At 47.1% G+C, this 24,069-nt stretch carries 27 protein-coding genes; 14 read left to right on the top strand and 13 right to left on the bottom strand.

What is annotated here, in order from left to right; genetic code table 11:
* Positions 1 to 29: 29 nt before the first annotated feature.
* The 6 genes from AUL54_RS05620 to AUL54_RS05600 all read right to left on the bottom strand — a co-directional run bounded on the left by AUL54_RS05620 (position 30) and on the right by AUL54_RS05600 (position 4,076).
* Positions 30 to 650, bottom strand: a complete 621-nt coding sequence (locus AUL54_RS05620; RefSeq protein WP_060963176.1) for an NAD(P)-dependent oxidoreductase — start codon at positions 648 to 650, stop codon at positions 30 to 32.
* A gap of 28 nt (positions 651 to 678) precedes the next feature.
* Complete coding sequence (locus AUL54_RS21635) at positions 679 to 804, bottom strand: hypothetical protein (protein WP_235588401.1); 126 nt, start codon at positions 802 to 804, stop codon at positions 679 to 681.
* Positions 805 to 906: 102 nt separating this feature from the next.
* Positions 907 to 1,113, bottom strand: a complete 207-nt coding sequence (locus AUL54_RS05615; protein WP_060963175.1) for an alpha/beta-type small acid-soluble spore protein — start codon at positions 1,111 to 1,113, stop codon at positions 907 to 909.
* A gap of 224 nt (positions 1,114 to 1,337) precedes the next feature.
* The gene (locus AUL54_RS05610; protein WP_012117190.1) at positions 1,338 to 1,553 is read right to left on the bottom strand and encodes a YheE family protein; all 216 of its coding nucleotides are present in this window, start codon (positions 1,551 to 1,553) and stop codon (positions 1,338 to 1,340) included.
* A gap of 83 nt (positions 1,554 to 1,636) precedes the next feature.
* Complete coding sequence (locus AUL54_RS05605; protein ID WP_060963174.1) at positions 1,637 to 2,995, bottom strand: YheC/YheD family endospore coat-associated protein; 1,359 nt, start codon at positions 2,993 to 2,995, stop codon at positions 1,637 to 1,639.
* A complete protein-coding gene (locus tag AUL54_RS05600; RefSeq protein WP_060963173.1) occupies positions 2,985 to 4,076 on the bottom strand; it encodes a YheC/YheD family endospore coat-associated protein in 1,092 nt (363 codons plus the stop codon). The genes AUL54_RS05605 and AUL54_RS05600 overlap by 11 nt, the downstream gene beginning before the upstream one ends.
* Positions 4,077 to 4,313: 237 nt before the next feature.
* Here AUL54_RS05600 and AUL54_RS05595 point away from each other — a divergent pair, with 237 nt between their 5' ends.
* Both AUL54_RS05595 and AUL54_RS05590 read left to right on the top strand, forming a co-directional pair.
* Positions 4,314 to 5,447 carry a DUF445 domain-containing protein gene (locus AUL54_RS05595; protein ID WP_060963172.1) on the top strand — a complete coding sequence of 378 codons (1,134 nt, stop codon included), beginning with the start codon at positions 4,314 to 4,316 and terminating at the stop codon, positions 5,445 to 5,447.
* A gap of 85 nt (positions 5,448 to 5,532) precedes the next feature.
* Positions 5,533 to 5,883, top strand: a complete 351-nt coding sequence (locus tag AUL54_RS05590; protein ID WP_045927096.1) for a YlbF/YmcA family competence regulator — start codon at positions 5,533 to 5,535, stop codon at positions 5,881 to 5,883.
* Positions 5,884 to 5,922: 39 nt separating this feature from the next.
* Here the strand turns inward: AUL54_RS05590 and AUL54_RS05585 are convergent, their stop codons facing one another.
* On the bottom strand, positions 5,923 to 7,062 hold the full coding sequence (locus AUL54_RS05585) for a DNA alkylation repair protein (protein WP_082761609.1): 1,140 nt from the start codon (positions 7,060 to 7,062) through the stop codon (positions 5,923 to 5,925).
* A 370-nt stretch (positions 7,063 to 7,432) separates the two neighbouring features.
* Here AUL54_RS05585 and AUL54_RS05580 point away from each other — a divergent pair, with 370 nt between their 5' ends.
* From AUL54_RS05580 to AUL54_RS05570, 3 genes are all read left to right on the top strand, one after another.
* Entirely contained in the window at positions 7,433 to 8,299 is an 867-nt protein-coding gene (locus AUL54_RS05580) for a Cof-type HAD-IIB family hydrolase (RefSeq protein ID WP_060963171.1), read from the top strand.
* Between the two features lie 112 nt (positions 8,300 to 8,411).
* Positions 8,412 to 9,914, top strand: coding sequence for a coproporphyrinogen III oxidase (locus tag AUL54_RS05575; protein ID WP_060963170.1), 1,503 nt, complete (start codon positions 8,412 to 8,414; stop codon positions 9,912 to 9,914).
* Positions 9,915 to 10,015: 101 nt separating this feature from the next.
* Positions 10,016 to 11,305, top strand: a complete 1,290-nt coding sequence (locus AUL54_RS05570; protein ID WP_060963169.1) for a lysine N(6)-hydroxylase/L-ornithine N(5)-oxygenase family protein — start codon at positions 10,016 to 10,018, stop codon at positions 11,303 to 11,305.
* A 25-nt stretch (positions 11,306 to 11,330) separates the two neighbouring features.
* Here AUL54_RS05570 and AUL54_RS05565 read toward each other — a convergent pair whose 3' ends face one another.
* Genes AUL54_RS05565 through AUL54_RS05555 form a run of 3 tightly spaced genes read right to left on the bottom strand, consistent with a single transcriptional unit; the run spans position 11,331 to position 13,431 of the window.
* Complete coding sequence (locus tag AUL54_RS05565) at positions 11,331 to 12,545, bottom strand: cation:proton antiporter (RefSeq protein ID WP_060963168.1); 1,215 nt, start codon at positions 12,543 to 12,545, stop codon at positions 11,331 to 11,333.
* Between the two features lie 7 nt (positions 12,546 to 12,552).
* A complete protein-coding gene (locus AUL54_RS05560) occupies positions 12,553 to 13,050 on the bottom strand; it encodes a cation:proton antiporter regulatory subunit (protein WP_014469990.1) in 498 nt (165 codons plus the stop codon).
* Positions 13,051 to 13,077: 27 nt separating this feature from the next.
* Complete coding sequence (locus AUL54_RS05555) at positions 13,078 to 13,431, bottom strand: hypothetical protein (RefSeq protein WP_060963167.1); 354 nt, start codon at positions 13,429 to 13,431, stop codon at positions 13,078 to 13,080.
* A 185-nt stretch (positions 13,432 to 13,616) separates the two neighbouring features.
* On the opposite strand from AUL54_RS05555, the gene AUL54_RS05550 reads away from it, so the two are divergent.
* Entirely contained in the window at positions 13,617 to 14,384 is a 768-nt protein-coding gene (locus tag AUL54_RS05550) for an enoyl-CoA hydratase (RefSeq protein ID WP_060963166.1), read from the top strand.
* A gap of 24 nt (positions 14,385 to 14,408) precedes the next feature.
* On the opposite strand, the gene AUL54_RS05545 is transcribed toward AUL54_RS05550, so the two are convergent.
* Positions 14,409 to 14,594: a YhzD family protein gene (locus AUL54_RS05545; protein WP_060963165.1), complete on the bottom strand. Its 186-nt coding sequence runs from the start codon at positions 14,592 to 14,594 to the stop codon at positions 14,409 to 14,411.
* Positions 14,595 to 14,699: 105 nt separating this feature from the next.
* Between AUL54_RS05545 and AUL54_RS05540 the strand changes: the two genes are divergently transcribed.
* From AUL54_RS05540 to AUL54_RS05515, 6 genes are all read left to right on the top strand, one after another.
* Positions 14,700 to 15,596: an ABC transporter ATP-binding protein gene (locus AUL54_RS05540; protein WP_060963164.1), complete on the top strand. Its 897-nt coding sequence runs from the start codon at positions 14,700 to 14,702 to the stop codon at positions 15,594 to 15,596.
* A complete protein-coding gene (locus AUL54_RS05535; RefSeq protein ID WP_060963163.1) occupies positions 15,589 to 16,848 on the top strand; it encodes an ABC transporter permease in 1,260 nt (419 codons plus the stop codon). The genes AUL54_RS05540 and AUL54_RS05535 overlap by 8 nt, the downstream gene beginning before the upstream one ends.
* A 110-nt stretch (positions 16,849 to 16,958) precedes the next feature.
* The gene (locus AUL54_RS05530; RefSeq protein WP_060963162.1) at positions 16,959 to 18,182 is read left to right on the top strand and encodes a metallophosphoesterase family protein; all 1,224 of its coding nucleotides are present in this window, start codon (positions 16,959 to 16,961) and stop codon (positions 18,180 to 18,182) included.
* The gene (locus AUL54_RS05525) at positions 18,179 to 21,064 is read left to right on the top strand and encodes an ATP-binding protein (RefSeq protein ID WP_060963161.1); all 2,886 of its coding nucleotides are present in this window, start codon (positions 18,179 to 18,181) and stop codon (positions 21,062 to 21,064) included. Before AUL54_RS05530 ends, AUL54_RS05525 begins: the two co-directional genes overlap by 4 nt.
* 73 nt (positions 21,065 to 21,137) lie before the next feature.
* Entirely contained in the window at positions 21,138 to 22,082 is a 945-nt protein-coding gene (gene yhaM / locus AUL54_RS05520; protein WP_060963160.1) for a 3'-5' exoribonuclease YhaM, read from the top strand.
* A gap of 112 nt (positions 22,083 to 22,194) precedes the next feature.
* Complete coding sequence (locus AUL54_RS05515; protein WP_060963159.1) at positions 22,195 to 22,422, top strand: sporulation YhaL family protein; 228 nt, start codon at positions 22,195 to 22,197, stop codon at positions 22,420 to 22,422.
* A gap of 38 nt (positions 22,423 to 22,460) precedes the next feature.
* Here AUL54_RS05515 and AUL54_RS05510 read toward each other — a convergent pair whose 3' ends face one another.
* The gene (locus AUL54_RS05510; protein ID WP_060963158.1) at positions 22,461 to 23,318 is read right to left on the bottom strand and encodes a peptidylprolyl isomerase; all 858 of its coding nucleotides are present in this window, start codon (positions 23,316 to 23,318) and stop codon (positions 22,461 to 22,463) included.
* A gap of 158 nt (positions 23,319 to 23,476) precedes the next feature.
* Here AUL54_RS05510 and AUL54_RS20540 point away from each other — a divergent pair, with 158 nt between their 5' ends.
* Both AUL54_RS20540 and yhzE2 read left to right on the top strand, forming a co-directional pair.
* The gene (locus AUL54_RS20540; protein WP_016938346.1) at positions 23,477 to 23,563 is read left to right on the top strand and encodes a YjcZ family sporulation protein; all 87 of its coding nucleotides are present in this window, start codon (positions 23,477 to 23,479) and stop codon (positions 23,561 to 23,563) included.
* Between the two features lie 124 nt (positions 23,564 to 23,687).
* Positions 23,688 to 23,774 (top strand): sporulation protein YhzE2, encoded by an 87-nt coding sequence (gene yhzE2 / locus AUL54_RS05505; RefSeq protein ID WP_013351705.1) that lies wholly within the window; start codon positions 23,688 to 23,690, stop codon positions 23,772 to 23,774.
* Between the two features lie 53 nt (positions 23,775 to 23,827).
* On the opposite strand, the gene AUL54_RS05500 is transcribed toward yhzE2, so the two are convergent.
* Positions 23,828 to 24,046, bottom strand: a complete 219-nt coding sequence (locus tag AUL54_RS05500) for a hypothetical protein (protein ID WP_003155245.1) — start codon at positions 24,044 to 24,046, stop codon at positions 23,828 to 23,830.
* Positions 24,047 to 24,069 lie beyond the last annotated feature (23 nt).

The following is a 24,069-nucleotide window of genomic DNA, read 5'->3' as shown; positions in this document are numbered from 1 at the left end:
GTGAATCAAAAGATTCGCCCTTTTTCAATTTAGTAAGCCAGTCCCACCCGTTTTCTGACAAACCGCGGGTTCATCAGTTCACGGTAAAGAAAATGCGCCGTGTCTCCGACGGTGATTTCAGTCCCGCCTTCAGGAAGCTGATCTTGTTCGAACCGGTAAACTCCGGCAGCTTCTCCGTCAGGAAGGTAGGTGGGGCAGATGATCGTCCAGTCAATATCCTCTGCCAGAAGCATCTCGTATACGCGGGCGTGTTCCTTTGCGGCTCTTGTTGATTTTCGTTTTGATTCTGACGATTCAAAACGGTATTTGTCAGGCATAAGCCGTGATTGAAGGATACCCGCGGTTCCGATCGTAATCAGACGCTGAACATGATGCTGTTTCATGCTGTCTATTATATGGATCATAGCGGCTGAAAGGGTATCGTCACCGTCCGTGCCGAGACAGCTCACGACTGTGTCCGCTTTAGAAATCAATCGGCCGATATCCTCCCGCCGTCTGGCATTCCCTGTTATGATATGTTTTTCAGAAATGGGAAGGGGCGTTCCGGCAGATCTTACAAGAGCGAATATTTCAATGTCTCCGTGTTTCTGCGCTTCTTTTATAAAAGCCTGTCCGACTCTTCCCGTTGCTCCGAGTAAAGCGATTTTCATGTAAAAAACCTCCTCGCCGCTCATTATATCATTCAAAGAAGCGGGGAAAAGAATACCGGTGAATAAAGGGGAGATGGTGGGCAACATATTCATTGACCAAAGAAACCGTTACGAACTGAAACAGCTCCCAATTGACTGCGGCAATGAATGACATGTTTTCCCTCCTTTTTTCCTAGGGTATGTGGAATAGGAAAAAGGGTGACGGCAATAAAAAGAAGACGCGGTATCCCGCGCCTTCTGTAAGCCATTTATTGAGTTATTGTACGCCTTGTCCGCCCATTTGCTGCTGCGCGAAAGATACTAAACGTTTAGTGATTTCTCCTCCGACAGAACCGTTTGCGCGGGAAGTTGTTTCTCCGCCAAGGTTTACGCCGAACTCAGAAGCAATTTCGTATTTCATTTGGTCGATTGCTTGAGCAGCGCCAGGTACTACTAGTTGGTTTGAAGAGTTGTTGTTTGCCATTTGTATGATCTCCTTTATAAAGTAGTATGGTTGGGTTTGCTGGAATTGCACCAGCTGATGGTTTCCGGAATGAAAACCATTGCCAGCTCGGCTTCACCCAATGCTGTTTGCCGCTTTGTACTACGTATTATGGTGAATCATAAGGCATCTCATTCGGAAAACAGGGTGGTAAATAGCGGAAGGAAAAAGAAAAGCCCAGCCTTTTGCGGCTGAGCTTTTAGCTTTCAGTCATATATGTGATAAAGCATTAATTCATGCAGCTCTTTGACGAGAGCCGGCTCTTCTTTCCCCGGATGTGTGTGTCCCCATTCAATGTCTCCGGACTTGTGGTAAATTCCTTCGTAATGCGTACCCTGCCAATAAAACGAAATCCGCCATCCGGGCAGTTTCTCTTTTTTGAATAACGGTTTCCAGCTGAAGTGCGAAATCATGACGTTCACGCTCCTTATCGGGAAATGTTGATCCTGTTCATTGTAGCTCATAAGTTCTGTGCCTGTCCCGGGTCAACGAAAAAAAGGCGGCCTCACCGCCAAAGTTTTTCCGGAGCGGTAATGGACCGTTCTGATAAATATGACGCGTATTCAAAATTTCTCCGTTTTGTGAGGTAATCGACTGATCTCAGCTTCGGATGCGAGAAAATGCTCCGCCCGGGGCGGGAGTTGGCCTCAAACATCCAAACTTTCCCCGCCTCATCAACGCCGAGGTCAAAGCCGATTTCGCCGATAAAGCCTTCAATATGTTCATTTAACACACGGCTGACCGCCAAGGCGGCTTTCGAAAGCTTCCGGATCATGCCGACTCTCTCTTTCGGATCGCCGTATAATTCAGCTAACGTTCTGACTTCCCCGCCGTTTGCCAGATGCGTTGTAATGCTGTTTCTGCCGGAAATTTTTGCTGCGATCGCCGTCACTGTCCATTTTCCCTCGGCATTTTTGTTCGTATGCACCCTGAAATCGACGGGACGCCCGTCAAGCCGGATCAGATCAATGCCTTGCTGCAATAAAAAAGCGGACGGGTCATTGTTTTCTTCAAATGATTTCATGAAGGATGCCGCATCTGCATAATCTGCCGTCACCACCGTTTTTTCTTCATTCGTGTATTTGACTGAGAAGCCGGCGTCTGTTTTTTCCAGCTTGTAAATTCCCGTTCCGAGTGTGCCGTCTGCAGGCTTGATAAATACGGTGTCAAACGTGCTGCATAACGTCTCTATCGCTTCTGCATTCGGCTGCAGGATTGTTTTTGGCAGGAGAGAAGCCGTGAGACTGTTTTTTTCCAGAAGCTTGTGAATGTCCCATTTATTAAAGAATTGCGGATTAAACCAGGGAATCTGATAGTCATTCATCAGCCTATATTTTGTCTGCTGTAAAAGAGGAACTTTTTCCGTTTTTCGGCTCGGGAGCCTGTCATATACAACATTCGGAAGCGGGACGTCCGCCCGTTTCCAGCTGTTTTCTTTATAAATCAGCGCCTGGACTGTGCCTTCTTCCCAGTTGATTTGATGTGCCCCGAAAACGAAACAATATCCGTTCGCCTGCTCGTGAAGGGAGAGCAGCTTGGTAAAGAAGGATGTGCGGTCTCTGAACGGGCGCTGCGTCGATGATGTGAACCCTGCTGTAAAAACGCCGATCAGCGGTCCGATATGCACCGTCTGGCCGTGGATGAGAAAATCAGCCCGGCTTTTATGCGGTATCATCAGCTCCTCAAATAAGTCTTCAGAAAGGAGCGCGCTTTTTTCAAGAGATTGAGAAAAGGCTACACGGCATTTGACAACCTTGGTCCCGAAGGCAGCGGATAAAATCCCTTCCCGTTTCATGGCGGAGGGGAGATACAGCGTATTTTTGCTTTTTTTATCGATGCCGACCATCATCCCTTTATGATTCACGCGGAAGTGCTCCTTTCCGGCTTTCCTGTGACTGAAGATCGCGGAAGCGTTTCAGCGGACTGGTGTACAAATCCTCTTTCGCCTCGGGAGCCACGCTTAAAATGGCGTTCCGTCCCGGTTTTGAATTGACATCCAAAAGCCAGATGCGCCCGTCTTTGGCATAACAAATATCGAGCCCCAGCTCAAACAGCGGTCCGAATTGTTCATCAAGAAAATAAGGGACGGACTGGGTGATCGAAAAGACATCATCCAATAAAACGGCCTGCTGCTTTTTCGGAATTTCTTCAAACCACGTGTCAAATTTAATCGGTTCGGACCCTCCCCGCAAATGAGATAAAAGACCGTTCTGATAACCTCTTCGGATCGCTTTTCCGACCGTTTCCCAAGCTCCTGACTCATTTTTGCGCATGAAAATGCGGATGTCGCACGGGTGCTGTTCCTTATCCTGAATATTTAAGTAGGCTTGAAGCAAATAACGGTGCTGCAGCACTTTTTTGCACCAGGACTTAAAAGACACGTGGTTGGAAAACGTTTTTGTTTGCTTGTTTTTCCCGATATAGTAAGTGGCTGAAATTGATTTTTTCCCTGCTTTAAGGAGGATGATGCCTCTTCCTCCCGCGCCGAAAGCGGGCTTAAGTATACATGCTTTTTCTTTCGCTAAGTATGATTGCACCTCTTCATAGCGGCTGACTTCGACCGTTTCAGGAATATAGGGACTGATCAGATGATGCTCTTGGAGCGCATTCGTAACCGTCCATTTATCAGGAAGCCCGCGGCCGATAAATTCCGTTTTCGGATATTTTTTCAGCCATTCGACGATCGGTTTGGCTTTTTGAGCTTCAGCAGATTTTCCGTAAAAACAGCGATCGTAAATAAATTCGGGAATATCAATTTCCGTTTCGTTCCATTTTCCGCTTTTCGGATGATACACGAGCGCTTTTACGCGTAAAGAATCCGGATAAATATCAAACGGTGTAAAGCGGGCAAAGCGCACATTGTATTGAGGCGCTCTTTCAGCCAGTTCACCGGCGAAATCTTCTTCGTGCCGGCGGGATACGGACATAAAACCGAGTGTTGTCATGTTGTTACTCCCCCTTTATTCAAAAGCCGCTGATGAAACGGCCCTTCCATCCAATAGACATGTTAAGCGCAGCATAAAAGATGATCTACTGTAAAGAGTACGAAACAGCATCTTGCCTTATTCCTGAGAAACAACAATTCAGGTTCTTCATTTGCCCGCATTCACGCCAGCCTCTATAATACGAATAGATATATCATCTAGAAAAATAGAACATAAGATGGAGGCAGAAGAAAAGGAATGGGCATAGCAGGAACGTTTATATTTATGATTGTGATCGGAGCCGCGATCGGCGCGGTGACAAATCACCTTGCCATTCAGATGTTATTTCGTCCGTACCGTCCGTATTACCTGTTCGGAAAACGGATTCCGTTTACTCCGGGGCTGATCCCGAAAAGACGGGACGAATTGGCAAAACAGATGGGGCTCATGGTGACGAACCATCTGTTAACTCCGGAAGGCATAAAAAAGCGGCTTTTGTCAGATACCGTTAAAAACCAGGCGCTTGTGTTCGCCGAACAATTCACGCAAAAAATGACCGCTTCCGATATGACGGTGCAGGAAGCTCTGGCCGCTGCAGGCATCCGGAATCCGCAGGAAAAGACGGATGCCTGGATTGACCGTTTTACAGATGAAAAGCTTTCGGAACTGTACCGGAAATATGAACACCGCGCCATAAAGGACTGGCTTCCTGATGAGCTGCAGAAAAAGCTGGATGAAAAAGTTCCGATGGCCGCCGATTATATCCTGAAGCGGAGCATTGATTATTTTGAAAGTGAAGAAGGCAAAGACAGACTCGGCAATATGATTGACGACTTTTTGAATGCACGGGGGATGCTCGGCAGCATGGTGCAGATGTTCCTCGGCAATTCAAGTCTGGCCGGCCGTGTGATGCCTGAGCTGTTAAAGTTTTTGCACAATGAGGAAACAAAAAAGCTTCTGACTGATCTGCTTTCTCAAGAATGGGGCAAGCTCAAATCTTATACACTTTATGAGGCCGACGAAAAGTGGAATGCGAAAGAGCTGCTGTTCAGCCTGAAAAAACAGGCTTTGGCCGCGCTTCAAACCGCACCCTTTTTTGAGGGCCGGCTCGGTGACATCATCTCCCGCTATGAAGGGGAGATTACGGGAACGTATGCGCCGAAGCTGCTTGATGCAGCGCTCGGCAGTATTGCCGCTCATTTGGAAGATGTGCTCAAACGCCTTCGTCTTGAGGAAGTGGTCAAAGAGCAGGTTGATCAGTTTCCTGTTGAGCGGCTGGAGGAAATGGTGCTGTCGATTTCCAAGAAAGAATTTAAGATGATTACGTATTTAGGCGGTCTGCTCGGCGGGATCATCGGAGCAATCCAAGCTTTGTTTGTCATTCTTTTCTAAGGAAAACATCGGCCGAGGATGAAAGTCGCTCCGCAGTCTGTTATAGTGGAGTGGTATGTCTGAAAGGAAGAAAGGAGCGGTTACTATGGCAGTTCATTTTTATGATGCAGCATATGATCTTGAAAAAGCTTTGCGTAACAGTGATGAATACAGCCGTTTAAGAGGGCTTTATGATCAAGTAAACGCAGATGAATCGGCAAAACGCATGTTTGATAATTTCCGCAATGTACAGCTGCAGCTGCAGCAGAAACAGATGTCAGGCGAAGAAATCACTCAGGAAGAGGTAGAGCAGGCGCAAAAAACGGTTGCTCTTGTACAGCAGCATGAATTGATTTCTCAGCTGATGGAAGCGGAACAGCGCATGAGCATGCTGATCGGCGAGTTAAACAAAATTATCATGAAACCTCTTGAAGAGCTTTACGGAAACCCGCAGTAAGCTCAGGGACCCCTCCATCTATGAAATGGAGGGGGTTTTTTATTCAACAGAAAAATCAAGCGAACCTTTTACCGTTCCGTTAATGATGACAGACAGAGTGTGAATTCCCCGATAATGCTTGCGGGTGGTTAAATCTTTAAGGGAATGATGTTTGCTGAAGGCTTTTACGTCTCCGTTATCCATGGCGGACTCCGACATCTTAAACACCTTGCGGCTGCGGTGCCCCCTTTTCTTTACAAAATCAATCGCGTATTCAACCCTGACTTTTTGCCGGGCGGATGAGCGGATCTGAAAAGAAAAATGTATGCTTGTTCCGATGGCGGCCGTTTCCGAATTCAGTGTAAAATGTTCCAATGAAATCCGGGAGGCGTCTTCAAACCCGAAAATCGCAAGCGCCTGTTTGTCTCCTCTTTTTAACAGTGTCCTGCAGGCGTGCTTCAAAATCCAATCCGTGTGCGGACAGCTTCCGAACCGATCGGCTGCGATCTGTGCCAGAAGATCCGGATGTGTTTTGGAGATGTCATTCAGGTTATTCGCCACGCTTTTTCTGACATATAACGAGTCATCCTGCATCAAGCGGTCCAGAACAGGGAGAATCGGAGAAGGGTCGTCAAGAAGAGCCGGAATGGAGATTCCCCACGGCAGGCGCGGTCTTGAGCCTTCGCTGGCAAGCCTTCTGACATGTTCGTCCGGATGCTCCGTCCAGGAAAGGAACTCTTTGAACATCCGCTCCCGGTCAAGCTTGATATACGGGCGGACCGCAAATTCGGAAGTGGAAAAACGAGTGAAAAACTGAAGCGCCTGCATTGATTCTTCCCAGTGATCCGTTCCGTACTGTTGGACATAATCGGGAAAAATAATCCCGGCGAGCCCTGTGAAATGGGGAGCTGTCTCATATAAGACGTCAAGCGCCCGTATGTAATCCTTCGGCAGTGTTTCATATAAAGAGTCTGTGATCCGGCGCATCCGCTGTTTTAATGCCAGTTCGGGCCAATCTTCCTGAAACATCAGCGCCCGGCACATGTCCCGCTCAAAAGCCGGATGCGCCGATTTGATTCTGTTCAGAAGTGCTTCTGCAAATTCTTCGTTATAAATATCTTTTAATAGAGACATGACAGTCACCGCTTTTTTTCTTTTATTATATGCGAATATATGTTCTCTTTCAACTTTATCATACATTCAGCATAGATGTCCCTCTGATTTTTTTAGTTAAAAAAACCCTTGTCTTTTAACAGTAAACGTGTGATAATAACCCTGAAAGCGCCTACACTTACAGAAGGTCCAAGGATACGGTCGCCTATACTGCCTGTTATGTTAAGGGGTAGCAACAGAGAGTAAGTGAAACGAGCGCATCAACGGTCAAATAAGGGGTTCCTGATATAGAAATACACATTGGGGAGAAGGCAGCAAATCGATCGTATCCCACAAAATGACAGTTCGAAGTCTGCTTGAGGCAGGCTTTTTTGCTGCTGAGAAAAGGTTGTTCTAAACAAAGAGACAGGGTCATATCCTAATGACAAGTACAGTCATCAAGGAGGGGGACTTCTCTGTGTCAAAACAAATGCTGGCGTTAAATATAGACGGAGCGCTTCTTCGCTCCAACGGCAAACTGCATCAGACGACAAAGGATGCCATTGAATACGTCAAGAAAAAAGGAATTTACGTCACACTGGTCACAAACCGCCATTTTCGCTCCGCTCAAAAAGTAGCGAAAATATTAAAACTGAATGCAAAATTGGTTACCCACAGCGGCGCATACATTTCCGAAAAAATAGATGAGCCGTTTTTCGAAAAGAAAATATCGGAAGATCACACGTTTAATATTGTCCAGGTGCTGGAAAGCTATCAATGCAATATCCGGCTTCTGCACGAAAAATATTCGATCGGAAACAAGAAGAAAGTGAACTCCAATCTGGTCGGGAAAACGATGATTCATCCGTCTGACCCGATTTTTTACCCGGTTCAGTTTGTCGAATCATTAAGCGATCTGCTCCTTGATGAGCCGGTTTCCGCGCCCGTCATTGAGGTGTATGCTGAAAACGGATTGCAGGCTGACATAACAGATACGATCGTGAAAGCATTCCCGGCCGTGGACGTGATCCGCGTTAACGAAGAAAAACTGAACATCGTGCCTAAAGGGGTTTCAAAAGAAAGCGGACTTTCGATGGTCGCAGCTGAACTCGGGCTTTCAATGGAAGAGGTCGTGGCTATCGGCCATCAGGAAGATGATCTGCCGATGATCGAACTGGCAGGCCTCGGTGTCGCGATGGGGAATTCCTCCAATGAATTAAAAAGAAGAGCGGATTGGGTGACAAGGTCAAATGATGAACAGGGCGTCGCCTATATGATCAAGGAATACTTCCGCATGCAGCACCGCAAAGGCTTTCTCGATAAGTTCCACATGAAACGGCCGTAATAAAGAGCCGCAGACACGAAACACCGGTCTGCGGCTTTTTCGCGGATTGATTTTAGCCTGTTCTTTCTGTACACTAAAGAAAGTTTTGAATCTGAAAAATAAGGTGATCACATTGCAAATCAAAATAGACGGCATAACGGATGACAGGCTGCATCGTCCGCTGCAAAACATCGCGAATTTATTTTTTGAGGAGTGTGTTCTTGCGTACGCCGAAACGGAGGAACCCTCTGATCTCGTCATCTCACTTGCCATTTCTCAAGAAGCTGACAGCGTGTCAGTATCGGGAGAAATCAAAGGAACCGGCGAAAAGGAGCACCACACGAAACCGATTTTTGCCGGATGGAGCGACAAAGAAGTATTTAAACAGGTGAAAAACACGCTGTCATACGTTTACTTAAATCTTCTTCAATCGCATACGGGCATGACGCAAAAATGGGGAATCCTGACCGGAATCAGGCCTACTAAACTTCTTCATAAAAAGCTGCAAAGCGGCCTGACAAAAGAAGAGGCGCATGCCGACCTGAAAAAAGATTATCTGATCCATGATGAAAAAATCAATCTGATGCAGGAGATTGTCGACCGCCAGCTCGCTGCGGTTCCCGATCTGTACCGGGTCAAAGATGAAGTCAGTATTTATATCGGCATTCCGTTCTGTCCGACGAAGTGCGCCTACTGCACGTTTCCGGCTTATGCCATCCAAGGACAGGCAGGCAGAGTCGGCTCCTTTTTATGGGGGCTTCACTATGAAATGAAAAAAATCGGTGAATGGCTGAAACAGCATGATATCAAAGTGACGACCATTTATTTCGGAGGCGGTACGCCGACAAGCATTACCGCTGAAGAAATGGACCTTTTATATGAAGAAATGGTCCGTTCTTTCCCGGATGTAGAGAATATCCGGGAGATTACCGTTGAAGCGGGCCGTCCCGACACGATTACGGAGGAAAAGCTTGCCGTTTTAAATAAGTATAAGATTGACAGAATCAGCATCAACCCGCAGTCTTATGAAAACGAAACGCTTAAGGCCATCGGCAGACATCATACAGTCGAAGAAACCATTGAAAAGTACCGCCTTTCCCGCAAACACGGCATGAATAACATCAATATGGATTTGATCATCGGCCTGCCGGGAGAAGGGACGGGTGAGTTCAGGCACAGTCTTGATGAAACGGAAAAGCTGATGCCTGAATCTTTGACCGTTCACACGCTTTCTTTCAAACGGGCGTCAGAAATGACGAGAAACAAGCATAAATATAAAGTTGCCGACAGGCAGGAAGTATCCCGCATGATGGATGACGCCGTCCGCTGGACAAAAGAGCACGGCTATAAACCATACTACCTGTACCGGCAGAAAAACATTCTCGGAAATCTTGAAAATGTCGGCTACTCCTTCCCGGGTCAGGAGAGCATCTACAACATTATGATTATGGAAGAAGTGCAGACGATTATCGGTATCGGCTGCGGCGCGGCAAGCAAATTCATTCATCCGGAAACCGGAAAAATCACGCACTTCGCCAATCCGAAAGATCCGAAATCATATAATGACCGATTCGAGCATTATACAGAAGAGAAAATCAAATACTTAGATGAAATGTTCGTCAAATCTGCTTTGTAATATGAAAAACGGCACGGAATCAGCGTGCCGTTTTTTTATGTTTATCCGTATGTGAAAACGGGAAAAAGATCATCAGACTGTAATTCGTAAGAGGTGTAATTATGTATGATGTCATAGGAGCGGGAATCGGGCCGTTTAATTTAGGGCTTGCCGCTTTGTTAGAGGATATACCCGAAACAGACGCTCTTTTTTTCGATAAAAAGACAGAATTTGCGTGGCATCCGGGCCTGTTAATTAAAGGAACGGATTTACAGGTGGCGTTTTTGGCGGACCTGGTCACACTTGCCAATCCGAAAAGCCGCTACACATTTTTGAACTTTCTCCATGAACATGACCGGCTTTACCGGTTTTATACGTTTAATGAATTTGATATTCCAAGGCGGGAGTTTAACGACTATTTGAGCTGGGCGGCTTCAGAAATCAAATCATGCCGTTTCGGCTCAGAGGTAATCGGCGTGAAAAATGCCGGCAGCCATTATGAAGTCAGCGTCAAGAACATTGAGGACGGAAGCATTAGCGTGTATCAAACGAAGCATTTCGTCATGGGAACGGGTTCTGAGCCGCTTATTCCAGCAGAGATTGCTGACCAAGCGCGTCAGGACACGATGGTCAGCACGGAATATTTGTTCCGGAAAGACGAACTCGCCGGCGCCGAATCAATTACAGTAGTCGGCTCCGGACAGAGCGCAGCGGAGATCTTTTCTGATTTATTGCATGATGAACAATACCGCCGCTGCCGGCTGCAATGGGTGACACGCTCCGCCGGATTTCGAGAATTGGAAACCGCCAAGCTCGGACAGGAAATGTTTACACCCGATTATGTGGAATATTTTAACCGCCTGCCTTTTCAGGAACGGCTGAATACACTGCCTGAGCTGGACGGACTGCGCCATGGCATTGATTCTGACACACTTGCTGACATTTACGATGCCCTGTACCACAGGTCAATCAGCGGAGGCTCGCCTGATGTCTATATTCAGCCGATGGCGGAGCTTAAAAAAATTGAAAAGAAAAACGGCCGCTGCGCACTGAGCTTTCATCAATGGCAGATGGATGAAACTTTTACGGCCGATTCAGAAAAAGTGATTTTGGCGACCGGCTTCAAGCCGCATATTCCGGATTGGTTTTCGGCCATTTCTCCCGATATTGAATGGGAGGATGAGAAACGGTTTAAAGTGACGGCCGATTCCCGCCTCGTCTTTAAGGACGATAGGCGGCATCATTTCTTCACATTGACGAATCTTGACCACGCCCACGGAACGGGCGCAACGAATTTGAAGCTGTCTGTTTACAGAAACCAAAAAATCATTAATACCATTCTGGGAAAAGAGCATTTCTCCATTAACAAAAAAACGGCTTTTCAGCAATTTCTTCCCGCGCGAAAGAACTGACCCCTTTAGTAAGGGGTCAGTTTTTTTATGATTTCTGCAGCGTCTTTTCAGGCTTTTTCCATTTGAAAACGCTGTTCAACAGGAGATATATCCGCTTCGATTCTTTCGTGAGCAAAGGGCCGAAGATGGCCAGTATCAAAACATACAAGGCGGCGAAAGGTTTTAGTGAGGCGGACAGACCGCCGGCAATACCGAGATTCGCTACGATGATGGAGAATTCGCCGCGGGAGACGATGGTCAGCCCGATGTTGGACGATGCTTTATGAGAAAGCCCCGCCCGGCGCCCGGCAATCATGCCGGCGATAAAGTTTCCGGCAATCGTCAGCAAAACGGCGCCGAGGGCAAGCCATACCGCATCTCCGAGTGAAAACGGATCAATGCTCAGTCCGAAGCTGAAGAAAAACATGGCCCCGAAAAAGTCACGGAACGGCACGACAAGATGCTCAATCCTGTCAGAATGGGCCGTCTCCGAAAAGACGAGTCCGAGTAAAAGCGCACCGATCGCTTCAGCGACATGAATCGTTTCGGAAAAGCCGGCAATGAAAAAGAGCGCTGCAAAAATGACAATGACAAACACCTCGTTTGAACGGATATCGAGCAGCTTGTTCAGAAGAGGCGGCAATTTTCGAGCGGCAATGAAAAACAGCAGCATGTATCCGAAAGCGATCACGATTGACATCAGCGCGCCTCCGACAGACGTCGCGTCTCCCAATACAAGCCCGGAAACGACGGACAAGTAAACCGCCAGAAAGATATCCTCAAACATAATGATGCCGAGAATCAGCTCCGTTTCCGGATTGGCTGTGCGCTTTAAGTCGACAAGCACTTTTGCGACAATGGCGCTTGATGATATCGTGATGACACCGGCCAATACAAGCACTTCCAAAAAGGAAAAGCCCGTGATAAAGCCGTATATCAGTCCTAAGCTGAAATTAATCAGAATATAAATCGTTCCGCCGGCGGCAATGGAACGTCCGGATTTGACTAATTTTCCGACCGAGAATTCAAGTCCGAGGTAAAAGAGGAGGAACAGGACGCCCATCCGTCCGAAAAAATCAATCACTTCCCGGCTTTCGATAAATGTCAGGTCAATGATGCCCGCTTGGGGCGCGTGCGGCCCGACAAGCATTCCTAAAATAATCAGGAAGGGAATAATCGAAAATTTAATTTTATTGGCGATGACACTTGCAATGGCCACGAGAACTAGCGCCGTACCGACTTCAAATACGAGATGATCCATAAACAGATCACACTCCGTCTCTGGAGAGAAAGTCTTGGATCAGTTTCTTCAAATGCTTTCTTTCACCTGAGAGGACGAGTGTATCGTTTGCTTCAAGGAGCGAATCAGCGCCCGGGTTTAAAAACTTTTTCTGGTTATGCTTAATGATGGCGATGACCGTTACGTCGTAGTTTTGGCGCACATCCAGTTCGCCGAGCGTCCGCCCTGCCGCTTTTGCCCCTTTTTCAACTTTAAACCATTCGATAATCAGATCGCTGAACGCCATTTCAATCGATTCAAGCGCCTGCGGTTTGTACACCATCCCGCCGATAATCGCGGCAATCTGTCTTGCTTCCGCATCATCAAGAGAAATGCTTGCCAGAAGCTCATCAGGGTCGCGGTCATCAAATCTGTATATTTCCCGCCTGCCGTCGTCATGAATGATGATCGTCATTTTTTCATGGTTTCTCGTTTCGATTTCGAATTTTTTCCCGATGCCGGGCAGATCGTTTTCCTTAATATTCATAAAAAATCCCTCCGGAATAGACTGTTTTTACACCGTAAATACAGACTGGCAATGAGAAATGGTCTGATGCCGGAGGTAATTTGACTGGTATTGTATCGGAATGGCGCATGTCCTTTCCAGTGTGGAATCAATGAATTGATCAAGAGGTTTGACAGATAACAGGGTGACCATTCGGGATAACGCACCGTACCCTTTTGACAAGCCGTGCGGAGCGGTTTTGGCAGGGGCCGGCGTCTTTGCCGAGTCCGTTTCCTGCGGGTAAACCGAAATTTGAACGTGGCTGTCTGTTTCTGTCACCAATTGGGAAGGAAGGGCGACATCCGAAGGGGGGAACAGCACCATAAAAAAGCTCAATAAAAAGCTGAGTATCACATATTTCATGATCGGCGTTCCTCCCCCCTTTTTGTTTTGTATGTCAATTTCACTATATAAAAATGTATGTTCATTTTCAAATGATATGCATTTTTCGGTATCTGTTGACCTTGAAAAATAAAGGAGTTTCGCTTCGGCGGAAGGAATATATCATTTGAACAAAATATGTAAGCGGATACAAGGAGGGTGTAAACATGCAGTATATTCGATATGAAGAAAAGGGAAAGATGGCAGAGATTGTGCTGAACCGGCCTGGCAGTTACAATGCGCTCAATGAACAAATGCTCCGGGAATTGGAGAATGCATGCGTGATGGCAGCTGACAGCGAGGCGCTTATCGTCCTTTTGCGGGGGGAAGGCAGGGGATTTTCCGCGGGCGGTGATATTCAGATGATGACATCGAATCATGATCCAGAAGAATATGAACGGCTCATGAAAATGATCGAATCCATTACACTGACGCTCTATGATATGAAAAAAATTGTGATAGCCGCCATCCACGGAGCCGCGGCGGGGCTCGGGCTGAGTTTCGCGCTGTGTGCCGACGTGGTTCTCGCCGAAGAAAACGCCCGCCTCGCGATGAATTTCATCGGCATCGGACTGGTTCCCGACGGAGGAGGCCATTATTTATTAATGAGACGCGTCGGTGAGATTGAAGCGAAAAAACTGATTTGGAGCGGCGAAAAATTGCCGGCTGAAAAAGCGGTGGAGCTCAAGCTTGCCGACGGGCTGTTCAGCGGCGGCCCTGCGGCAGGGGCAAAGCCGTATATCGACCGGTTGTTACATGCGCCGCTGGCAGCAATGATTGAAACGAAGGCTATTTATCAAAGCCTTCATATCAGCCGGTTAAAAGACGTTTTGTCTCTTGAACGAAAGGCCCAGGAAAATATGAGAAAAACGGATGATCATAAAGAGGGCATCCGCGCCTTTTTAGAAAAACGGACGCCGCAATTTAACCGGTAACATACAGAAGCCGGAAAGCTTCTGTTATCTGTGGAATAAAATCAGCTTTCCGGCTTCATTTACCAAACGATGAGTAGTGTTCTCGAACTTTTTTTCCTTTAACAAAGCCTCTCCGGCAGCCTTTGCCTCCGCCTCGTTGTCTGCTTCGATCCGTTCATCCAGCAGTGTTTCTCCCGACGCATGGAATGCAGTCAATACATATTGTCCCATCACGTCACCTCCTTTATAGAATGATATTCTCATAAAGAATTTAAAATCCTCCATTAATTTTTACCCATTATTAGTATATAATGGGTCAAGGAAGGAGTTGGATTCGTGCTTACAATTGAAAACGTAACGAAAAGATTCGGCAGCTTTACCGCTGTTGACAATTTGAACCTGCAAATACCTGAAAGGGAAATGTTCGGGCTCCTCGGCGCAAACGGCGCGGGAAAAACGACAACCTTTCGGATGATTTTGGGGCTTTTAAGCCTGACTGACGGGCAGATCAGCTGGAAAGGGAAGCCGGTCAATTATTCTATCAGCGAAAAAATCGGCTATCTCCCGGAAGAGCGGGGGCTGTATCCGAAAGTGAAGGTCAGTGACCAGCTTGTCTATCTTGCGAGATTAAAAGGAATGAGCAAAAAAGAGGCGGAAAAAGAGCTCATGACATGGCTCGAGCGGTTCGGCATTACAGATTACAAGAATAAGAAAGTCGAAGAGCTGTCAAAAGGAAACCAGCAAAAAATCCAGTTTATTTCCGCCGTCCTGCATAAGCCTGAACTGCTGATTCTCGATGAGCCTTTCAGCGGTCTTGATCCGGTGAATGTCGAACTGCTGAAAGAAGCGGTTATTTCTTTGAAAAACAGCGGCGTTTCCATCGTTTTTTCAAGCCACCGAATGGAGCATGTAGAAGAGCTTTGCGAGAATTTGTGCATTCTCCAGAAGGGAAAACCCGTCGTTCAAGGCAATCTGAAAGACATTAAGCGGTCTTTCGGCAAAAAAAATGTCACCGTTCATTCAGATGATGATCTCAGCTTTTTAAAAACGCATGAAGGTGTCGTGAAATGGAAGGAAACAAATGACGGGATCAGATTGCAGGTCGCGAATGAACCGGTTTCCCAGGATATTTTCCAGGCGCTGCAAGGGAAAGGTTTTATACGGAAGTTTGAATTAGAAGAGCCGTCACTGCATGATATTTTTATAGAAAAGGTGGGGGCCGTTTATGAATAAATTCTGGATTATGCTGTTTCATACATATAAAAACAAAATCTCGACAAAGTCATTCATTATTTCGACCGCCATTACCGTGTTATTAGTATTAGCGGTGACCAATCTGCAATCGATCATTTCTGTGTTTCAATCGGATGACGGCAAGCAGCAGATTGCGGTGATTGATGAAACGGGCGGGCTGTACCCGGCGTTTGCAAAACAGCTTAAAGCGGCAGATACAGACAATGATCTGCAGGCGATGGAGACGAAGGAGTCCGAAAAAGATGCCGTAAAGCGTGTCAAAGACGGTGAATGGGACGGGCTTTTTATCATCAGACAAGATCAAAAAGGAACGATAACAGGAGCCTACAAGGCGCTGACCATTTCTGATGAATCAGCGTATAAACTTCTCAAGCAGGCTTTAACCCAGACAAAAACCGCTGTCGAAACCGCCAAGCTCGGCATTTCGGCAGAAAAAGTCAGCAGCCTCTACACTCCGCCTGAAGTCAGCAAAGACGCGCTGGAAAAAGGGGCGAAATCTGAGGAAGAGCTCGGTCAGGTGATGGGGCTTGTATACATCATGCTGTTTGTCATCTACTTCTCGGTTATTATGTACGCAAGTATGATTGCGATGGAAGTGGCGACGGAAAAATCGTCACGGGTCATGGAAATTTTAATTTCAAGCATGCCGCCGATTCAGCAGATGTTTGCTAAACTGTTCGGTATCGCGCTTGTTGGAATCACACAGTTTGCGGTGCTGCTTGCGGCGGGTTTTCTCTCGCTGAAGCTGAACCCTCAAAATGATGAGTCGTCGCCGATCAGTGCATTTCTCAATTTTTCGGATGTTCCCGTCTCGACGATTGTCTATGCCGTCATTTTCTATCTGCTCGGCTATTTTCTTTACGCGACGCTTGCCGCGTTTCTCGGCAGTGTTGTCAGCCGGATAGAGGACGTGCAGCAGACGATTCAGCCGATGTTTTTTTTAATCGCGGCAGGTTTTTTTATCGCCATGTTCGGACTTGGCAATCCTGATGCGGGTTTTATTACCGTTACATCTTACATTCCGTTTTTCACGCCGATGATTATGTTTTTACGCGTGGGGATGCTCGATATCCCGTTTTGGCAGGCGGCGGCCGGAGTCGCCCTGACACTGGTCACTATCGTGATCTTTGCAGCGGTCGGCGCGAAAATTTACAAAGGCGGCGTTTTGATTTACGGAAACGCCGGCGGATTCAAAGCGATCAAACAAGCGCTGCGCATCTCCAAAAAATAAGTGAAACAGCCCGGGACAGCCGGGCTGTTTTTTTATCGTGCAGAACGTGCATTCGTATGAAAACGATGCTAGAATAAGGGTAATTCAACCTACAGAAAGGGGAAGGCGAGATGGCTGATCTGACGTTTATTCATGCCGCTGACCTGCATCTGGACAGCCCGTTTTACGGCATTTCGCATCTGCCTGAACCGGTATATGCGCGTATTAAAGAAAGCACATTTCACAGCGTCCGCCGTCTTACCGACGGGGCGCTCCGGGAGCAGGCAGATTTCATGCTGCTTTCGGGAGATCTGTTTGATGAAGCCAACAGAAGTTTAAAAGCCCAGCTGTTTTTGAGAAAGCAGTTTACCAGATTACAGGAAGCGGATATCCAAGTGTTCGTCATATTCGGCAACCATGATCATTTGGGCGGTGAGTGGACACCGATTGAATGGCCGGAAAATGTACATATCTTCACTTCGGATACACCGGAGGAAAAATCCTTCTTTAAAAACGGAGAGCTCGCGGCAAGCATATACGGATGCAGCTATCAGGAAAGAAGCGTAACGGACAATCAGGCAGCCCGTTACCGGAAAATGACCGGCGCGCCTTATCATATCGGCATGCTCCACGGCATGTTATCAGGAGCGGAGGGACATGACCCGTACTGTCCGTTTACGAAAGAAGACCTTGAAAAAAGCGGCATGGATTATTGGGCGCTCGGACACATTCATAAGCGGCAGGTTCTGTCCGCTCAGCATCCCGCCGCCATTTATCCAGGAAATATTCAGGCCCGCCATTTAAAAGAAACCGGGCCTAAGGGATATTATCTCGTCCGGGCGGCAGACGGTGAGATGTCTTGGGAATTCAAAGAAGCGCACGATGTCTTATGGGAGGAAATTGATCTTGATATTTCCAAAGCCGAGCATATGACCTCACTGATGAAAACGGCATCGGATATGTTCACCGGCTTGCGTGCCGCGGGCCGCCCGGCATGTGTCAGACTGGTGCTCCGCGGCGAGGCGCCCCGCTTTTGGACGGAGGCGCCCGCAGGCATTGCGGAGGAGCTTCTTTCCGCTTTACAGGAGGAAGAGGCTGAAGAGGAATGTTTCATCTGGCCGCTTGCGATTGAGGATCGGACGGATCAAACAGACACCGTGCCGCCGGACCCGTTTTTTAAAGGGCTTCTTCAGGACATAGAACAATGCGCGGACATGAATGGTGTATTCGAAGCGCTCGAGCGTCATCCCGTATACCGGCGGCAGATGACTTTATTTACAGATGAAGAGATACTGGACATTAAACGGCAGGCTCAAGCCGTTTTAAAGCGCCAGCTGAAGGAGCTTCAGCGATGAAAATAACGACGATGCTGATTTACCAGTACGGGAAATTTTCCAACCGAAGCTTCCAGCTGTCAGATTCGCCCGTCCAAGTGATTTACGGCTTAAACGAAGCGGGCAAAACGACATTGATGTCCTTTATCAAAAGCGTACTGTTCGGTTTTCCGAAATCAAAAAAATACGAACCGAAAAACGGCGGAGTGTACGGCGGCGTTGTGGAACTGAAGCATAACGATTACGGCGCTGTTAAAATTGAACGCACAAAAGGCGCTGCCGAAAAAGTCAGAGTGTATTTGCCTTCAGGCGAAATCAAGGACGGAGAATGGCTCAAACAGCTGCTTTCCGATACGGATCGGGCGCTGTACGAAGCAATCTATTCGTTTGATGTATTCGGTCTGCAGGAGATTCAAGCCTTTAACCGGGACAAAATCGGCGAGTTTCTCCTGTTTTCCAGCTTATTCGGATCTGAAGCGGCGGCAAAGCTTGACGGCAGACTGGCGAAAGAGCTCGACAGAATGTATAAGCCGAACGGACGGAACCCCCGTTTAAATCAGGAATTAGATACGTTAAAGCAGCTCAGCGCCCGGCTGAAACAGGCGGAAGCTGCGGAAGCGGGTTATCACAGCCTTCTGGAAGAGAAAAAAAGCGCCGGCGTCCGTCTGCAGGATGCCGAAGCACAATTGAAAGATGTAACTGAAGAAATCAAAACAGTAAAAGCTGCGATAGAAGCAAAGCCGCTCGCAGACAAAAAAACAGCATTGGAAAGCGAACTTTCTTCTTATCCGGAAGCATTGGAGCAATTCCCGAAGGATGGAATGCATCAGCTCGAAAAATACGAATCGCATCTCCATCCGAAAGCGGCCCGGCTTGAGGGGCTTCGGGCAAAAACGGCTGAAATCAGGCGGCAGGCTGAGCTGCTCGCGCCAAATGAGGACCTGCTGCAAAAAGAACGGCAGCTGCAGGAGCTTTCCGGCGAGCAGCATATGTACGAATCACGCGGCGAACAGCTTGCCGCCATCCAATCACAAATCAGGCAGATATCGGCCCGTGTTTCTTCAGGGTTACAGCAGCTCGGCGGCAGACATGAGGAAGACGGCATTCTTTCGCTGAACACCGATTATGAATATGAATGGCGGCTGCAAGAAGCCGTGCAGAGCGCCGGACAGGCAAGAGAAAGAAAAAAACAGCTTGATGCGATTTTCGAACAAGCGCGTCTGGAGCTGGAAGACGCCGAACGAAAGCATGCCGTAACGGCGAAAAACATCTTGGCTCCCGCCGTCAGGCAAGAAAAAGAAGCCGCTTTACAATCATATAAGCAAATGGCTGATACTGAAGGAAACGAATGGCAGGCGCATGTTCAGCAGCTGGAAAAACAGCGCGCCAAACAAAAAAAGCTCTTTCTCGGTGCGGGCATTGTGTTCATTGCGATTTTCGCTGTGTTAAAGGAATGGCTGCCCGCCGCCCTTTTTACCGGCGCTTTGATGCTGTATATGCTGTCTGGCATACAGAAGCCGCTGCCGTCAGAAAGAAGAGGTGCCCATCACAAAAAGCAGCAGCCGCCGATCTCAAAAGAAGAGGCTGACATTCTGCAGGAAGAGCTTTGGCGTGACGGCCGGCACCGCCAGCAGCTGATTGCGGACCAAGCCGTGCTTGAACAGAAAGAAGCGGCATATGAAAGAGTCATCCGCCAATATGAAGAATGGGAGGCCGAAATGGCGCCGTCTGAAAAACAGGCGGAACATTTTATGAAGGAACTAGGGTTTTCGGGCAGCCCGTCCCATCTTCTTGACGCATATCATGTGATGAAAGATGTCAAAAAAGAAATTCTTAACAAGCATGAGCTGACCATTGAAGCGGGCCGGCTCCAAAAGCTGCAAAGATCATTTGAGGAACGGGTCAAAAAGCTGAGTCCTTCAGACGGCCGGGAGCTGTCCGTAAAAGAAAGATTGCGTGCTTTGCTGGCGCAGGCGGAACGGACCCGTGAGGACGCAAAACGAAAGCAGGCTCTCGAAACGGATCTGCTGCATGCCCAAGAGCAAATGCGCGAATTAAACGAAGAAGTTCATTACTACGAACAGCAGGTGAAACAGCTTTTTATGGCGGCAGGCGCAAAAAACCGCGGACACTTCTGTGAGCTCGCCAGGCTGAATGAAAGCCGCCGGGAAACAGAGAGGCAGCTGCGCGAAATCAATACGCACTTGTCCGGCAAAAGCCAAAAACAGCTGGCGCCGTACATGAGCCATACAGTGCCCGAACTTGAACATACACTCGCTCAGAAGGAAAAAGAGAAAGAAACACTCGAGGGAAAAAGCGTGCATCTCCGTGATCAGATCGCTTTATTAACGGTGAAGCAAGAGCAGCTGGAGTCCTCGGGGCTTGTGTCCGATTTAAAACAGCAGACGGAAATGCAGAAGGAACGCGTTAAAAAAACAGCTAAAGAGTGGGCCGCATTGCAGACGGTCAGAAATGTGATCAGAGAAAAAATGGAGCGGCATAAAAAGGTGACGCTTCCCCGTCTATTAGAAACCGCCGGCGCATTGTACGGACCGCTTACGGACGGACGCTATCATAAATTGTATTTCTCAGAGGCTGATGATTCCATTATGGTCATGCAGAAAGACGGTACGGTTTTTTCTGCAAGCGAGCTGTCACAGGCGGCATGCGAGCAGCTTTACGCGGCAATCCGTTTTGCCCTTGCGTCAGAACGGGAATCTGCGGTATCACTGCCGTTTTTACTCGATGACAGTTTTGTTCATTTTGACAGGCAGAGGCTTGAGCGGCTGTTTGATGTGCTGAATCAGCTTACAGAAGGCGGGCGGCAGATACTTTATTTCACCTGCCATGAGCATGTGAGCCGGTCATTTCACAACGGACAAGTTATGCGGCTCCTGTCATAAAAGAGTTTATTTTCAAAAAAGAGGTATGTGCTATACTGGTATTATGTAAGATATGGAGGGAGCTTTTAATAGAATGGCAAAAGGTATTATGCTGCACGAGGTCGGCGAGCAGGTCGATCAATACTTTCTGATTAAATCTTCGACTAAAGGAATCGCAAGCAACGGAAAACCATTTTTGACGTTAATGCTGCAGGACCAATCGGGTGATATCGAAGCGAAGCTGTGGGATGCCAAGCCGACTGATGAAGAAACGTACGCGGCGCAGACGATCGTGAAGGTAATCGGGGATGTACATCACTATCGCGGACGAAACCAGCTTAAGCTCAGAAACATCCGGCCGGCCGGCGAAAATGAAAATGTCAGCATTGATGATTTTCTGGAAACAGCGCCGATTCCGAAAGATGAAATGATGGAGACCGTCACTCAATACATTTTTGAAATGAAAAATCCAAACATCCAGCGGATCACGAGACATCTGGTCAAAAAATATGCCGCTGATTTTATGGATTACCCGGCGGCTGCTAAAAACCACCATGAGTTCGTCTCAGGGCTTGCGTATCATGTTGTGTCGATGCTGAACCTGGCAAAAGCGATTGCCGATCTGTATCCGTCTCTTGACCGGGATTTACTGTATGCGGGAGTCATCCTGCATGACCTCGGCAAAGTAAAAGAGCTTTCAGGCCCTGTTTCCACCACGTACACTGTGGAAGGGAATCTGCTGGGACACATTTCAATCATGGTGACAGAGCTTTCAAAAGCAGCCGAAGAGCTTCAGATTGACGCTGAAGAAGTGCTGATTCTGAAGCATTTGATTTTAAGCCATCACGGAAAAGCGGAATGGGGAAGCCCGAAACCGCCGATGGTGAAAGAAGCGGAAATTCTGCACTACATTGACAATCTGGATGCAAAAATGATCATGATGGACAGAGCGCTTGAACGGGTAAAGCCGGGCGAATACACCGAGCGTGTATTTGCGCTTGAAAACCGTTCTTTCTACAAACCGACTTTCCATCAATAAGAAAAAAAGGCCGATCCTTTACGATCGGTCTTTTTTAAGTTCAGCTCTCATAACTTGTCTTGATCAGGCATAGCTTAAAATAAAGACTTTGGGTAAAAAGGGAGGAAACAACGTGCTATTTTTTCCTTGGTGGGTATACCTTTGCATTATCGGGATTATTTTCAGCGCCTATAAGCTTTTTACGACAGCTAAAGAAGAGGAAAAGCTTGACCAGTCGTTTATTGAAAAAGAAGGAAGAGTGTATATTGAACGGATGGAGCAGGAACGCGAGCGCCGTATGGCGGCGCCCGAAAATGAAAGCGAAGATGCAGAAGAAAATTCCAATCATTCGATTGCATAAAAAAACTGTGCGGCTCACGGAGAGCCTGCACAGTTTTTTTATTTAGATTGAGAAGATGTTGATGCTGAAGTGTTAAACGTGTCTTTTAAGTCTTTGTCTTCAACTTTTACGTCAGCTTTCTTCATGACTTTTTGAATCGCTGCCTGCACGGCTGAGTTGTCGTTTAATTTCTGTTTAAGAACTTCTTCTTTCAGTTCTTTTTTCATGTCATCATATTTGCCGCGTTCTTCCGTCTTTTTGATGATATGATAACCGAATTTTGTTTTGACCGGATCGCTGACTTGTCCGACTTTCAGGCCGAATGCAGCTTTGCTGAATGTTTCATCCATTGATTTTTTATCGAACCAGCCAAGGTCGCCGCCGTTGTCTTTTGAGCTGTCGGTTGAGTATTCTTTCGCAAGCGTTTCAAACTTCTCGCCTTTTTTCAGCTTTTTCTCCACTTCATCAGCTGTCTTTTTGTCAGCGACAAGGATGTGGCTCGCGCGGATTTTCCCTTTTAAGCCGTCGTAATATTCTTTCGTGTCGGAGTCAGTCACTTTGATGTTGTCTTTCGCCGCTTTTTGGGCAAGCAGTTCGTATTTCACCTGATCTTTCAGGTAATCTTCGCCGTACTGCTGTTTAAGGGCGCTGTACTGATCGCCAAGCTGCGTTTTATACTCTTTCAGCTTGTTATCAATGTCTTTGTCCGATACTTTGTATTTTTTGGCTAATACTTTTTCTTGTACGAGCTGTGTCAGCACACTTGCGCCCGCGGTTTTTTTCATGTTCGTGTAGAGCTCGCCTTTTGTTACATTGCCGGCATCCGTCTTGGCGATCACGTCGTTGTCGCCGCTGCTGCAAGCGCTGAGAGCCAGGACGCTCGTTGCCGTAATAGCTGCTATCGCGATTTTCTTCATTCCTTTAAACACTCCTAATCATCCAAATTAAATTGCATATGCGTATCATAACATATTGTGGCTTTCTGTAAAAAGATTTTAAATAAAGGGCATTCGTCTAGTCAAACTTTTTCCTGATACATACAAATATATTGATCATGAAAAGGAGGTAATGAACCATGGGCGGAGGATATTCAAACGGTTTTGCACTGCTCGTCGTATTGTTCATTTTGCTTGTCATTGTAGGTGCAGCTTACATTTGCTAAGCGAAACGGATCGCTTTTTCCAAAAGCGGTCCATTTTCTTACCCGGGCGCCTAATCGTTTCTGAAGTGAATTGCATATGATGTAATTGGAAAAATAAAACGTTTTGTAGGAGGTGCTTCTGGAGATGGGTGAAGTATTTGCAGGCGGTTTTGCGTTGTTGGTTGTTCTGTTCATCTTATTGATCATCATCGGCGCTTCTTGGATTTACTAAGAAAAAAAGATGGCTCCGCGTTAATCCGCCGGCAGCCATCTTTTTTTGCCTGTTTACACAGTAAAGGAGATCTCGACGAACGAAGAGATCAGTAAAATTAAAATAGATACATTAATAAAACGGAATACCTTATCCTGCCGGTCTTCAGGAATCTCTCTGACAAGGCATAATGTATTTGTGAGCCTGTTTATGAAATAAAGAATAAACAGGGCAGCCACGATAAAATAGAATAAAATGATGGGAGATTCCCCCTCTCTCTGAACTGCTCCCATATTACATTACCAAATATTTATTG

Origin of the sequence: Bacillus sp. SDLI1 (assembly GCF_001553895.1) — a bacterium.
In the GTDB taxonomy this organism is placed as follows: Bacteria; Bacillota; Bacilli; order Bacillales; family Bacillaceae; genus Bacillus; species Bacillus siamensis.
The sequence above is the reverse complement of the archived record's forward strand: the minus strand, read 5'-3'. Positions and strand labels throughout refer to the sequence as shown.